This window comes from Heyndrickxia faecalis (genome assembly GCF_040267745.1).
Taxonomy (GTDB): Bacteria; Bacillota; Bacilli; order Bacillales; family Bacillaceae_C; genus Weizmannia; species Weizmannia faecalis.
On the sequence record NZ_CP158453.1, the window covers coordinates 3,478,362 to 3,489,830 of the forward strand.

Annotated in this window: 19 protein-coding genes; all 19 read right to left on the bottom strand. The window is 46.4% G+C overall.

Annotated features, from left to right (window positions below):
• Positions 1–24 precede the first annotated feature (24 nt).
• The gene (gene rplE / locus ABR335_RS16545) at positions 25–564 is read right to left on the bottom strand and encodes a 50S ribosomal protein L5 (protein WP_014096495.1); all 540 of its coding nucleotides are present in this window, start codon (positions 562–564) and stop codon (positions 25–27) included.
• A gap of 5 nt (positions 565–569) precedes the next feature.
• A complete protein-coding gene (gene rplX, locus ABR335_RS16550; RefSeq protein ID WP_014096496.1) occupies positions 570–920 on the bottom strand; it encodes a 50S ribosomal protein L24 in 351 nt (116 codons plus the stop codon).
• 38 nt (positions 921–958) lie between these two features.
• The gene (gene rplN, locus ABR335_RS16555) at positions 959–1,327 is read right to left on the bottom strand and encodes a 50S ribosomal protein L14 (RefSeq protein WP_013858089.1); all 369 of its coding nucleotides are present in this window, start codon (positions 1,325–1,327) and stop codon (positions 959–961) included.
• A 47-nt stretch (positions 1,328–1,374) separates the two neighbouring features.
• Positions 1,375–1,638 carry a 30S ribosomal protein S17 gene (rpsQ, locus tag ABR335_RS16560; RefSeq protein WP_013858088.1) on the bottom strand — a complete coding sequence of 88 codons (264 nt, stop codon included), beginning with the start codon at positions 1,636–1,638 and terminating at the stop codon, positions 1,375–1,377.
• 20 nt (positions 1,639–1,658) lie between these two features.
• On the bottom strand, positions 1,659–1,862 hold the full coding sequence (gene rpmC / locus ABR335_RS16565) for a 50S ribosomal protein L29 (protein ID WP_013858087.1): 204 nt from the start codon (positions 1,860–1,862) through the stop codon (positions 1,659–1,661).
• Positions 1,852–2,286, bottom strand: coding sequence for a 50S ribosomal protein L16 (gene rplP, locus ABR335_RS16570; protein WP_013858086.1), 435 nt, complete (start codon positions 2,284–2,286; stop codon positions 1,852–1,854). Before rplP ends, rpmC begins: the two co-directional genes overlap by 11 nt.
• Positions 2,287–2,288: 2 nt before the next feature.
• Positions 2,289–2,945, bottom strand: a complete 657-nt coding sequence (rpsC, locus tag ABR335_RS16575) for a 30S ribosomal protein S3 (RefSeq protein WP_026104594.1) — start codon at positions 2,943–2,945, stop codon at positions 2,289–2,291.
• A gap of 3 nt (positions 2,946–2,948) precedes the next feature.
• A complete protein-coding gene (gene rplV, locus ABR335_RS16580) occupies positions 2,949–3,290 on the bottom strand; it encodes a 50S ribosomal protein L22 (RefSeq protein ID WP_071452228.1) in 342 nt (113 codons plus the stop codon).
• 17 nt (positions 3,291–3,307) lie between these two features.
• Positions 3,308–3,586 carry a 30S ribosomal protein S19 gene (gene rpsS / locus ABR335_RS16585; protein WP_013858083.1) on the bottom strand — a complete coding sequence of 93 codons (279 nt, stop codon included), beginning with the start codon at positions 3,584–3,586 and terminating at the stop codon, positions 3,308–3,310.
• A gap of 60 nt (positions 3,587–3,646) precedes the next feature.
• Positions 3,647–4,477 carry a 50S ribosomal protein L2 gene (gene rplB, locus ABR335_RS16590; RefSeq protein WP_014096497.1) on the bottom strand — a complete coding sequence of 277 codons (831 nt, stop codon included), beginning with the start codon at positions 4,475–4,477 and terminating at the stop codon, positions 3,647–3,649.
• A 35-nt stretch (positions 4,478–4,512) separates the two neighbouring features.
• The gene (gene rplW, locus ABR335_RS16595; RefSeq protein ID WP_104851073.1) at positions 4,513–4,797 is read right to left on the bottom strand and encodes a 50S ribosomal protein L23; all 285 of its coding nucleotides are present in this window, start codon (positions 4,795–4,797) and stop codon (positions 4,513–4,515) included.
• Positions 4,797–5,420, bottom strand: coding sequence for a 50S ribosomal protein L4 (gene rplD / locus ABR335_RS16600; protein ID WP_014096499.1), 624 nt, complete (start codon positions 5,418–5,420; stop codon positions 4,797–4,799). Before rplD ends, rplW begins: the two co-directional genes overlap by 1 nt.
• 24 nt (positions 5,421–5,444) lie before the next feature.
• Positions 5,445–6,074 (bottom strand): 50S ribosomal protein L3, encoded by a 630-nt coding sequence (gene rplC, locus ABR335_RS16605; RefSeq protein WP_104851071.1) that lies wholly within the window; start codon positions 6,072–6,074, stop codon positions 5,445–5,447.
• Between the two features lie 37 nt (positions 6,075–6,111).
• The gene (gene rpsJ / locus ABR335_RS16610; RefSeq protein ID WP_013858078.1) at positions 6,112–6,420 is read right to left on the bottom strand and encodes a 30S ribosomal protein S10; all 309 of its coding nucleotides are present in this window, start codon (positions 6,418–6,420) and stop codon (positions 6,112–6,114) included.
• Positions 6,421–6,740: 320 nt separating this feature from the next.
• Positions 6,741–7,928 carry an elongation factor Tu gene (gene tuf, locus ABR335_RS16615; protein ID WP_014096502.1) on the bottom strand — a complete coding sequence of 396 codons (1,188 nt, stop codon included), beginning with the start codon at positions 7,926–7,928 and terminating at the stop codon, positions 6,741–6,743.
• A gap of 124 nt (positions 7,929–8,052) precedes the next feature.
• Positions 8,053–10,131, bottom strand: a complete 2,079-nt coding sequence (gene fusA / locus ABR335_RS16620; RefSeq protein ID WP_014096503.1) for an elongation factor G — start codon at positions 10,129–10,131, stop codon at positions 8,053–8,055.
• Between the two features lie 49 nt (positions 10,132–10,180).
• Complete coding sequence (gene rpsG / locus ABR335_RS16625; protein WP_013858074.1) at positions 10,181–10,651, bottom strand: 30S ribosomal protein S7; 471 nt, start codon at positions 10,649–10,651, stop codon at positions 10,181–10,183.
• Between the two features lie 36 nt (positions 10,652–10,687).
• Positions 10,688–11,107, bottom strand: coding sequence for a 30S ribosomal protein S12 (rpsL, locus tag ABR335_RS16630; RefSeq protein WP_014096504.1), 420 nt, complete (start codon positions 11,105–11,107; stop codon positions 10,688–10,690).
• 96 nt (positions 11,108–11,203) lie between these two features.
• A complete protein-coding gene (locus tag ABR335_RS16635; protein ID WP_014096505.1) occupies positions 11,204–11,452 on the bottom strand; it encodes a 50S ribosomal protein L7ae-like protein in 249 nt (82 codons plus the stop codon).
• Between the last annotated feature and the right edge of the window lie 17 nt (positions 11,453–11,469).

Here is an 11,469-nt window from a genome sequence, read left to right on the forward strand (position 1 = left end):
TCGCCTCCCTTTTTAGCGTCCGCTTTATTTTTGGAATGGCATGCCGAGCAGGCCTAACAGTTCACGTGATTCTTCGTCCGTGTTCGCAGTGGTGACAATGACGATGTCCATCCCGCGCACTTTGCTGACTTTGTCGTAATCAATTTCAGGGAAGATCAGTTGCTCTTTAATGCCGAGTGTGTAGTTTCCGCGGCCGTCAAACGATTTTTTCGATACGCCGTGGAAATCGCGCACACGCGGAAGCGAAACTGAAATCAGTTTATCGAGAAATTCGTACATGCGCTCGCCGCGAAGCGTTACTTTTGCGCCAATTGGCATCCCTTCACGAAGGCGGAAACCTGCGATCGATTTTTTCGCTCTTGTCACAACCGGTCTTTGGCCGGAAATCAATGTTAATTCTTCTACTGCATTGTCGAGCATTTTTGCGTTTTGAACAGCATCACCAACACCCATGTTGATCACGATCTTTTCAACTTTAGGCACTTGCATAACGGATGTATATTGAAACTTGCTTGTTAAAGCAGGAATAACTTCTTTTTCGTATTTTTCTTTTAGGCGGTTCATGTCGCTTACCTCCCTTCTTCTTCAGGCTTTTTCTTAATTTCCTTAAGCACGCTTAAAACTTCACCGGATTTTTTTGCTACACGCACTTTTTTGTCGTTCCTTATTTCATATCCGACACGTGTCGGCTCATTTGTTTTCGGGTCAATCGGCATCACATTTGACACGTGAATGGGCGCTTCCATGTCGAGAATACCGCCCTGAGGGTTTGCCTGGGAAGGTTTTGCGTGTTTTTTGACAACGTTCACGCCTTCCACAATCACACGGTTTTTTTTCGGATATACCGCAAGGATCGTCCCGGTCTTGCCTTTATCTTTGCCGGAGATCACCATTACCTTGTCACCTTTTTTGACATGCATTACAATCGCACCTCCTTGATTGTCACAAACTATATCGATTAAAGTACTTCCGGAGCCAGTGATACGATTTTCATGAAATTGTTGTTGCGCAGTTCGCGTGCAACCGGCCCGAAAATACGCGTGCCGCGAGGGCTCTTGTCGTCACGGATAATGACGCATGCATTTTCATCGAAACGGATATAAGAACCATCGCTGCGGCGCACTCCGCTCTTTGTACGGACCACAACAGCTTTCACCACATCGCCTTTTTTAACAACGCCTCCAGGTGTTGCTTGTTTTACCGTAGCAACGATGACATCTCCGATATTCGCAGTTTTTCGGCCGGATCCGCCTAATACTTTAATCGTTAAAACTTCACGTGCACCTGAGTTGTCAGCTACTTTTAAACGGGTTTCTTGTTGGATCATCCTCGTTTACCTCCCTTCGGAATCAACCGTATCCGAACTGATACAAATTAGATAATGACTGCTTTTTCAACGATTTCCACCAGGCGGAAACGTTTTGTAGCAGATAACGGGCGTGTTTCCATGATTCTTACGATATCGCCGACTTTGGCTTCGTTATTTTCATCATGTGCCTTGAATTTTTTCGAGTATTTTACGCGTTTGCCGTACAGAGAATGTTTTTTGTAAGTTTCTACAAGAACAGTAACGGTTTTATCCATTTTGTCGGATACGACACGGCCGGTGTATACTTTGCGTTGGTTGCGTTCACTCATGTATCGCGAACCTCCTCCCATTATCGGTTGTTAATTCCAATTTCTCTTTCACGAATGACGGTTTTCATGCGGGCAATCGATTTACGAACTTCACGAATGCGGGCAGTGTTCTCTAATTGTCCAGTCGCAAGCTGGAAGCGAAGGTTGAACAGCTCTTCCTTCAGCGACTTTACTTTTTGTTCAATTTCGGCAGTGGTTAAGTCACGAATTTCTTTAGCTTTCATTAGATTCACCACCAATTTCTTCACGTTTTACGAACTTGCATTTAATCGGCAGCTTGTGGGACGCAAGGCGTAAAGCTTCGCGTGCAACTTCTTCAGGAACACCGGCAATTTCAAACAAAATCTTGCCCGGTTTCACAACAGCCACCCAGCCCTCAGGCGCACCTTTACCGGAACCCATCCGGACTTCAAGCGGTTTTGCTGTATATGGTTTATGAGGGAAAATTTTTATCCATACTTTACCGCCACGTTTCATATAACGTGTCATCGCAATACGGGCAGCTTCGATTTGGCGGTTTGTAATCCAGGAAGCTTCCAAAGCCTGCAAACCATATTCGCCAAATGCAACTTCAGTGCCGCCTTTTGCACGGCCGCGCATTTTTCCGCGGTGTTCACGGCGGTATTTTACACGTTTAGGCATCAACATGATCAGTTTCCCCCTTCCTCGGTTTTTTTCTTAGCAGGAAGGATTTCCCCACGGTAAATCCAAACTTTTACGCCCAGTTTTCCGTAAGTTGTATCTGCTTCAGCATGTGCATAGTCAATATCCGCACGAAGCGTATGAAGCGGAACTGTACCTTCGCTGTAATGTTCTGCACGGGCAATATCCGCACCGCCCAAACGTCCTGAAACCTGCGTCCGGATTCCTTTTGCACCGGCACGCATGGCGCGTTGAATCGCCTGCTTTTGCGCACGGCGGAAAGAAACGCGGTTTTCCAGCTGGCGGGCAATGTTTTCCGCAACAAGTTTTGCATCAATATCTGCTTTTTTAACTTCGACAATGTTAATGTGGACTCTTTTTCCTGTTAAAGCATTCAGCGCTTTACGCAATGCTTCTACTTCCGAACCGCCTTTACCGATCACCATGCCCGGTTTTGCCGTACGGATTGTAATGTTGACACGGTTTGCAGCACGTTCAATTTCCACGCCAGAAACAGAAGCATCCGCAAGGCGCTTTGCGATATATTCACGAATTTTAATGTCTTCGTGCAATAGATCGGCGTAATCTTTTTCTGCGTACCATTTCGATTCCCAGTCACGAATCACTCCGATTCGCAAACCGATAGGATTTACTTTTTGACCCACCAATTATCCCTCCTTTTGATCTGATACTACAATCGTAATATGGCTCGTGCGTTTGTTGATCTGGCTTGCGCGTCCCATTGCACGCGGCCGGAAACGTTTCAATGTAGGCCCTTCATCGACATAAGCCTTTTCCACAACAAGGTCATTTGCGTCCATATCGTAGTTGTGTTCTGCGTTCGCAATCGCAGAGTTGAGTACTTTTTCAATAACCGGCGAAACAGCTTTAGGCGTAAATTTCAAAATCGAAAGCGCTTCTCCTACTTGCTTTCCTCGAATTAAATCAATTACCAGGCGTGCCTTACGAGGAGCAATACGGACTGTTTTCGCGACAGCTTTTGCTTGCATTGGAATACCTCCTCCCGTTAGCGTCTTGTCTTCTTATCGTCACCGGCGTGACCTTTGAATGTGCGTGTCGGAGCAAACTCACCGAGCTTATGGCCGACCATATCTTCCGTGATGTATACCGGAACATGTTTACGGCCGTCATACACAGCGATTGTGTGGCCGACAAATGCAGGGAAAATCGTCGAACGGCGTGACCACGTTTTGATCACTTGCTTCTTGTTGGACTCGTTCAATTTTTCCACTTTCACCATTAAGTGATCGTCAACGAAAGGCCCTTTTTTCAGACTGCGACCCATGAATAGTCCTCCTTCCTGATTAGAGCTACGGTTCAGGCTGCGAACCGTAGTTCAACAGTATTATTTTTTACGGCGCCGTACAATAAATTTATCTGAAGTGTTTTTCTTCTTGCGCGTTTTGTAACCAAGTGTCGGTTTACCCCATGGTGACATCGGTGATTTGCGTCCGATTGGTGCTTTACCTTCACCACCACCGTGCGGGTGATCATTCGGGTTCATAACAGATCCGCGGACAGTCGGGCGTACACCCATCCAGCGCTTGCGGCCTGCTTTACCGATGTTGACCAGTTCATGCTGTTCGTTGCCAACCTGACCGACCGTTGCGCGGCAAGTTGCAAGAATCATGCGCACTTCACCGGAATTCAGGCGGACAAGCACATATTTGCCTTCTTTACCAAGCACTTGTGCAGAAGTACCGGCAGAACGGATCAATTGGCCACCTTTGCCCGGTTTCAATTCAATATTATGGATGACCGTACCAACAGGAATGTCAGAAAGCGGAAGTGCATTTCCGACTTTAATATCTGCATCCGGTCCGGACATAATTTCCATGCCAACAGTTAGATTTTTTGGTGCAAGAATGTACCGTTTTTCACCGTCTGCATAGTGAATCAAAGCAATATTAGATGAGCGGTTCGGGTCATACTCGATTGTGGCAACGCGCCCTGGTATACCATCTTTATCGCGTTTGAAGTCGATAATCCGGTACTGGCGCTTATGGCCACCGCCCTGATGACGAACAGTTAATTTCCCCTGGTTGTTGCGGCCTGCTTTTTTCGAAAGCGGAGCAAGCAGTGATTTTTCAGGTTTATCCGTCGTAATCTCCGCAAAATCCAAAGCCGTCATGCCGCGACGCCCGTTAGAGGTTGGTTTGTATTTTTTGATCGCCATTTTTTTCCCTCCTCTTCAAGTTTGATGGATCGTATTTAGACCTCAAAGATTTCAATTTCTTTGCTGTCAGGTGTTAACGTAACAACTGCTTTGCGGCGCTTGTTTGTATAGCCGGTATAACGGCCCATGCGTTTGAACTTGCCTTTATAGTTCGCAACATTCACTTTCGCAACTTTGACGCCGAAAATTTCTTCTACAGCATCTTTGATTTCTGTTTTATTCGCTTTGACATCTACTTCAAATGTATATTTCTTATCTGCCGTCAATTCCATTGAACGTTCAGTAATCACGGGGCGCTTCAAAACATCACGTGCATCCATTAACCAAGCACCTCCCCTACTTTTTCAACAGCGGATTTTGTCATGATCAATTGATCATGGTTTACAACATCCAAAACATTTACGCCTGTTGCTTCAACAACCGTAATACCCGGAATGTTGCGTGCAGACAATACCACATTTTCGTTCAATCCGTCTGTGACAACAAGTGCTTTTTTATCCACGGACAAATTTTTCAGGACAGCAATAAAATCTTTTGTTTTTGGCGCATCAAAATTTAATGCGTCCAGAACCAAAATATTGTTTTCCCGTACTTTTGACGATAGAGCGGATTTAATCGCAAGACGGCGTACTTTTTTCGGCAGTTTGTAGCTGTAGCTGCGTGGAACAGGCCCGAAAACCGTACCGCCTCCGCGCCATTGCGGGGCACGAATCGATCCTTGGCGTGCGCGTCCTGTACCTTTTTGCCGCCATGGTTTACGTCCGCCGCCGCGTACTTCAGAACGGCCTTTTACTTTGTGAGTACCTTGGCGGAGCGATGCCCTCTGCATGATGATCGCTTCAAATAAAACATGTTCATTCGGTTCGATGCCGAATACAGCGTCGTTTAATTCCACTTCACCGACTTGGGAACCGTTTTGGTTGTATAGAGCTACTTTTGGCATTCCTGTTTCCTCCTTTCTTTACAATTATTTTGCTTTTACAGCTGCTTTAACTGTAACCAAAGCTTTTCTCGGACCAGGAACGTTACCTTTAATCAAAAGCAGATTGCGTTCTGCATCCACTTTGACGATTTGCAGATTTTGAACGGTAACCCGTTCTCCTCCCATGCGTCCAGGGAGTGCCTTTTGTTTGAAGACGCGGTTTGGCGCAATCGGACCCATTGAACCGGGGCGGCGGTGGTAACGCGAACCGTGAGCCATAGGACCGCGGTGTTGTCCGTGGCGTTTAATGACGCCTTGGAATCCTTTTCCTTTTGTAACACCGGTAACATCTACAATGTCACCTTCTGCAAAAATATCTACTTTGACTTCTTGACCAACTTCAAAATCACTTGTGTTTACGCCGCTGAATTCGCGGATGAAGCGCTTAGGTGCCGTATTGGCTTTCGAAACATGCCCTTTTTCCGGTTTGTTTGCCAGGCGTTCCGGTTTGTCTGCAAATCCGAGCTGGATCGCTTCATAGCCGTCCGTTTCAACTGTTTTCTTTTGCAGCACAACGTTTGGTGTTGCTTCAATTACAGTGACCGGAATAAGATCGCCGTTCTCGGCAAAAACTTGGGTCATACCGATTTTTCTTCCTAAGATTCCTTTGGTCATCAGTCACACCTCCTGTTAAATATGTCATGTTTTATCATTAAAGTTTAATTTCAATGTCAACGCCGGATGGCAGATCCAACCGCATCAGTGAATCAACCGTTTGCGGGGTTGGATTTACGATATCAATCAAACGTTTGTGTGTACGCATTTCAAATTGTTCACGAGAATCTTTGTACTTGTGGACAGCACGCAGAATGGTGTAAACGGATTTCTCAGTCGGAAGCGGAATCGGTCCGGAGACGTTTGCACCTGATCTTTTTGCTGTTTCTACAATTTTCTCTGCAGACTGATCCAGAATTCTGTGATCGTATGCTTTTAAGCGAATGCGAATTTTTTGTTTTGCCATTATTTTCCCTCCTTTTTCGCCTATTTGTTAATAGACATTCTCCATGGAAATTTTCCTGGCCCACGCGCCATGGCAAAGCGGCCGGGTGTGCCAGCAACCTCCCACTTCATCGCAGTCAAAGACCAACATAAAAAATTATACACAAAAACCGGGTGTAATGCAACATAAACTTTGATATACTGCTGATTTCAGCAACTTTTTTTATTATACAGGCCTTGTGGCGCAACATCAAGTTTTGGAAAATATTGCTGCAACCCGGACGCGTAAGCATTGAAAAAGCCCGGCCGGGATAACCTGGCCGGGCTTTTTTTAATAACCGATTAAGCTTCGATAGCGGAAACAGAACCGGCGCCAACTGTACGGCCGCCTTCACGGATCGAGAATTTTGTTCCTTCTTCGATCGCGATAGGGGCAATCAATTCAACGCTCATTTCAACGTTATCACCAGGCATAACCATTTCAACGCCTTCAGGCAGCGTAATAATGCCGGTAACATCCGTTGTACGGAAGTAGAATTGCGGACGGTAGTTAGAGAAGAAAGGAGTGTGACGTCCGCCTTCTTCTTTCGTTAATACGTAAACTTGTGCTTTAAATTTTGTATGCGGTGTAATAGAACCCGGTTTCGCCAAAACTTGACCACGTTGGACTTCTTCACGTGCAATCCCGCGGAGAAGTGCACCGATGTTGTCGCCTGCTTCAGCATAGTCGAGCAGTTTGCGGAACATTTCAACGCCGGTAACCGTTGTTTGTTTTGGTTCGTCGTTCAAACCGATGATTTCAACAACATCGCCGACTTTCAATTGACCGCGTTCTACACGGCCGGTTGCAACGGTACCACGACCGGTGATGGAGAATACGTCTTCCACCGGCATCATGAACGGTTTGTCTGTGTCACGTTGCGGAGTCGGGATGTATTCGTCAACAGCATCCATCAATTCAAGGATTTTTGCTTCGTATTCAGGGTCGCCTTCAAGAGCTTTCAAAGCAGAACCTTTGATAACCGGCACTTCATCGCCAGGGAAGTCGTATTCGGAAAGAAGGTCACGAACTTCCATTTCAACAAGTTCAAGCAATTCTTCGTCGTCCACCATGTCGCATTTGTTCAGGAATACAACAATGTAAGGCACACCAACTTGGCGGGACAACAGGATGTGTTCACGCGTTTGCGGCATTGGGCCGTCAGCAGCGGATACAACCAGAATCGCACCGTCCATTTGTGCAGCACCCGTGATCATGTTTTTCACATAGTCAGCGTGTCCAGGGCAGTCAACGTGTGCGTAGTGGCGTTTTTCTGTTTCATATTCAACGTGTGCAGTGTTGATGGTAATACCACGTTCGCGTTCTTCCGGAGCACCGTCAATTTGGTCATATGCCCTTGCTTCTGCTTTACCTTGTTTTGCAAGAACAGCAGTAATTGCAGCAGTCAAAGTCGTTTTACCATGGTCAACGTGACCGATTGTTCCAATGTTACAGTGTTCTTTAGAACGGTCAAATTTTTGTTTAGCCATCAGGAAATCCTCCTTAATATTTTGGATTGAGTAAGTATATGGATGCTTTAAAGCTGAAAGGACAGCTTTAAAGCGCTTTGAACCAATCTAGTAAAGTTATACTTCATTGAAGGCAAGAAATCAATTATTCGCCTTTATTTTTTTTGATGATCTCTTCCGCAATGGACTTCGGCACTTCTTCATAATGATCAAATGTCATAGTGAAGACACCGCGTCCTTGCGTGCTGGAACGAAGTGCTGTTGCGTAACCGAACATTTCGGACAACGGAACCATGGCACGGACAACCTGGGCATTTCCGCGTGCTTCCATTCCTTCTACACGACCGCGGCGGGCTGTAACTTGTCCCATGATATCGCCGAGATATTCTTCCGGAATGACGATTTCCACTTTCATCACAGGTTCAAGCAGGACCGGATCACATTTGGATGCTGCATTCCTTAATGCAAGGGAAGCAGCCACTTTAAACGCCATTTCACTCGAGTCAACATCGTGGTAAGAACCGTCATATAGTTTTGCCTTAATGTCAACGAGCGGATAACCGGCAATTACACCGCGCTGCATGGCATCTTCGAGCCCGGCTTGAATCGCCGGAATGTATTCACGCGGAACGACACCGCCGACAATCGCATTTTCAAACTCAAAGCCTTTTCCTTCTTCGTTTGGTGAAAATTCAATCCACACATCCCCGTATTGCCCGCGGCCACCAGACTGGCGTACGAACTTACCTTGGACTTGTGCCGATTTGCGGAATGTTTCACGATATGCAACTTGTGGCGCACCGATATTGGCTTCGACTTTAAATTCGCGTTTCATCCGGTCGACGATGATATCGAGGTGAAGCTCACCCATTCCTTCGATGATCGTTTGTCCTGTTTCCGGATCCGTATGGGCACGGAAAGTCGGGTCTTCTTCCTGCAGTTTTTGCAGCGCAGTCGTCATTTTATCCTGGTCGGCCTTCGACTTTGGTTCAACCGACAGCTGGATAACCGGTTCTGGAAATTCCATCGATTCAAGGATTACCGGATTGTTTTCGTCGCAAAGCGTGTCGCCTGTTGTCGTGTCTTTTAAACCGACAGCAGCAGCAATATCTCCGGCATAAACCTTGTCAATTTCTTTCCGGTGGTTTGCGTGCATCTGCAAAATACGCCCGATGCGTTCGCGTTTATCCTTTGTCGAGTTTTTGACATAAGAACCGGCGCTTAATGTACCTGAATAAACACGGAAGAATGTCAGTTTACCAACGAACGGGTCTGTCATGACTTTGAAGGCCAAAGCCGCAAATGGCTCATCATCGCTGGAATGCCTGAATACTTCTTCCCCTGTATCCGGAAGCGTCCCCTTGATGGAAGGAACATCCGTCGGCGCAGGCAAATAGTCAACAACCGCATCCAACATTAATTGGACACCTTTGTTTTTAAATGCCGAGCCGCACAGTACCGGGAAGAATTCAACATTACAGGTTGCTTTGCGGATCGCAGCTTTCAGTTCTTCTTTTGAAATCTCTTCTCCGCCAAGATATTTTTCCATAATATCTTCATCAACTTCAGCAACTGCTTCAAGCAGTTTTTCATGATATTCTTCCGCCTGGTCACGGTACTCATCCGGGATTTCGCGTACTTCAATTTTCGTGCCGAGATCATCACCGTAGAAAGTAGCGTTCATTTCAATAAGGTCAATGATCCCTACAAAGTTGTCTTCGGCACCGATCGGCAATTGGACCGGATGCGCATTTGCCTGCAGACGATCATGCAGGGTGCTGACAGAATATAAGAAATCAGCCCCGATTTTATCCATCTTATTGACGAATACAATCCGTGGTACACCGTAAGTCGTTGCCTGGCGCCAAACGGTTTCGGTCTGAGGCTCAACGCCGGACTGGGCATCGAGGACAGCAACCGCACCGTCAAGGACACGAAGGGAGCGTTCAACTTCAACGGTAAAGTCCACGTGTCCCGGGGTGTCAATGATGTTGATGCGGTGGTCATTCCATTGTGCTGTAGTAGCAGCGGAAGTAATCGTAATCCCGCGCTCCTGTTCCTGCTCCATCCAGTCCATTTGAGACGCACCTTCATGCGTTTCGCCGATTTTATGAATACGGCCGGTATAATAAAGGATGCGCTCGGTTGTTGTAGTTTTACCGGCATCGATATGCGCCATGATACCGATGTTACGAGTCTTTTCTAAGGAGAACTCTCTTGGCATCTCGTACTTTCTCCTTCCTTAATAGGTGTAATGTAGGAGTATCGGAATATTACCAGCGATAATGCGCGAACGCTCTGTTTGCTTCCGCCATTTTATGCGTATCTTCGCGTTTTTTCACGGCAGCGCCTGTATTGTTGGCCGCATCCATGATTTCGTTCGCCAGTCGTTCTTCCATTGTTTTTTCTCCGCGGAGGCGGGCATAATTGACCAGCCAGCGAAGCCCTAAAGTTGTCCGGCGTTCCGGGCGCACCTCAACCGGCACCTGATAGTTTGCACCGCCGACACGGCGAGCTCTTACTTCAAGTACAGGCATAATGTTTTTTAATGCCTGGTCAAAAACTTCCATTGGATCTTTGCCAGTGCGTTCACGAATAATATCAAAGGAAGAATACAGGATCGTCTGGGCTTTCCCTCTCTTGCCGTCGATCATCATTTTGTTGATTAAACGTGTGACCAGTTTCGAATTGTAAATCGGATCCGGTAATACGTCGCGTTTTGCGACAGGTCCTTTACGTGGCATAAATGATCCTCCTTTCAAGTATGGTTATCGTTCTTATTATTTCTTTTCTTTCGGTTTTTTCGTCCCGTATTTGGAACGGCCTTGTTTCCGGTTGTCAACACCGGCAGTGTCAAGTGCGCCGCGCACGATGTGGTAACGTACACCAGGCAGGTCTTTTACACGTCCACCGCGGATTAAAACAACGCTGTGTTCCTGCAGGTTATGGCCGATACCAGGGATATAAGCCGTTACTTCAATCCCGTTTGTTAAACGGACACGGGCATATTTACGAAGCGCCGAGTTCGGTTTCTTCGGCGTCATCGTCCCAACACGCGTACATACACCGCGTTTTTGGGGTGAAGAAAGATCGGTATTGATTTTTTTGAAACTGTTATAGCCTTTATTCAGCGCAGGTGACTTAGATTTCTCGATTTTTGATTTACGAGGTTTGCGCACCAATTGGTTAATAGTAGGCATCTGTTTTTCCTCCCTTCGAACAATTTAAGTCCACACATCCAGGTGGTTCATTTAATGGCAAAAACAAATTTTTGCGGTTTCTCCCGCAAAAAGTGTTTAATAAATAAGTGCAACAGCTGCAGCTCCGACTTCAATGCCGCACACTTTTCCAAGTTGTTTTTTCGACTCGGCATACGTAACCGGCACATTGAATTGTTCGGCAACGGAAATGACTTTGCCCGTAATATTCGGATCAGCATCTCTGGCAACGAGCAGTTCATCCACATTTCCGGACTTTATCGCTTTCGCTGTTTGTTTTGTCCCTACAACAATTCTTTTCGCCTGATTTACTTTTTCATAAGACATCGCAATATCCTCCAAAG

What these genes read in the sequence shown, in the direction of transcription:
- rplV (WP_071452228.1), bottom strand. Translation starts at nt 3,290, where the DNA reads ATGCAAGCAAAAGCTGTCGCGAAAACAGTCCGTATTGCTCCTCGTAAG.
- rpsS (WP_013858083.1), bottom strand. Translation starts at nt 3,586, where the DNA reads ATGGGTCGCAGTCTGAAAAAAGGGCCTTTCGTTGACGATCACTTAATG.
- rpsQ (WP_013858088.1), bottom strand. Translation starts at nt 1,638, where the DNA reads ATGAGTGAACGCAACCAACGCAAAGTATACACCGGCCGTGTCGTATCC.
- rpsJ (WP_013858078.1), bottom strand. Translation starts at nt 6,420, where the DNA reads ATGGCAAAACAAAAAATTCGCATTCGCTTAAAAGCATACGATCACAGA.
- rplB (WP_014096497.1), bottom strand. Translation starts at nt 4,477, where the DNA reads ATGGCGATCAAAAAATACAAACCAACCTCTAACGGGCGTCGCGGCATG.
- rpsL (WP_014096504.1), bottom strand. Translation starts at nt 11,107, where the DNA reads ATGCCTACTATTAACCAATTGGTGCGCAAACCTCGTAAATCAAAAATC.
- tuf (WP_014096502.1), bottom strand. Translation starts at nt 7,928, where the DNA reads ATGGCTAAACAAAAATTTGACCGTTCTAAAGAACACTGTAACATTGGA.
- rplD (WP_014096499.1), bottom strand. Translation starts at nt 5,420, where the DNA reads ATGCCAAAAGTAGCTCTATACAACCAAAACGGTTCCCAAGTCGGTGAA.
- fusA (WP_014096503.1), bottom strand. Translation starts at nt 10,131, where the DNA reads ATGCCAAGAGAGTTCTCCTTAGAAAAGACTCGTAACATCGGTATCATG.
- rpmC (WP_013858087.1), bottom strand. Translation starts at nt 1,862, where the DNA reads ATGAAAGCTAAAGAAATTCGTGACTTAACCACTGCCGAAATTGAACAA.
- rplX (WP_014096496.1), bottom strand. Translation starts at nt 920, where the DNA reads ATGCATGTCAAAAAAGGTGACAAGGTAATGGTGATCTCCGGCAAAGAT.
- rplN (WP_013858089.1), bottom strand. Translation starts at nt 1,327, where the DNA reads ATGATCCAACAAGAAACCCGTTTAAAAGTAGCTGACAACTCAGGTGCA.
- ABR335_RS16635 (WP_014096505.1), bottom strand. Translation starts at nt 11,452, where the DNA reads ATGTCTTATGAAAAAGTAAATCAGGCGAAAAGAATTGTTGTAGGGACA.
- rplW (WP_104851073.1), bottom strand. Translation starts at nt 4,797, where the DNA reads ATGGATGCACGTGATGTTTTGAAGCGCCCCGTGATTACTGAACGTTCA.
- rplE (WP_014096495.1), bottom strand. Translation starts at nt 564, where the DNA reads ATGAACCGCCTAAAAGAAAAATACGAAAAAGAAGTTATTCCTGCTTTA.
- rplC (WP_104851071.1), bottom strand. Translation starts at nt 6,074, where the DNA reads ATGACCAAAGGAATCTTAGGAAGAAAAATCGGTATGACCCAAGTTTTT.
- rpsG (WP_013858074.1), bottom strand. Translation starts at nt 10,651, where the DNA reads ATGCCACGTAAAGGACCTGTCGCAAAACGCGACGTATTACCGGATCCG.
- rplP (WP_013858086.1), bottom strand. Translation starts at nt 2,286, where the DNA reads ATGTTGATGCCTAAACGTGTAAAATACCGCCGTGAACACCGCGGAAAA.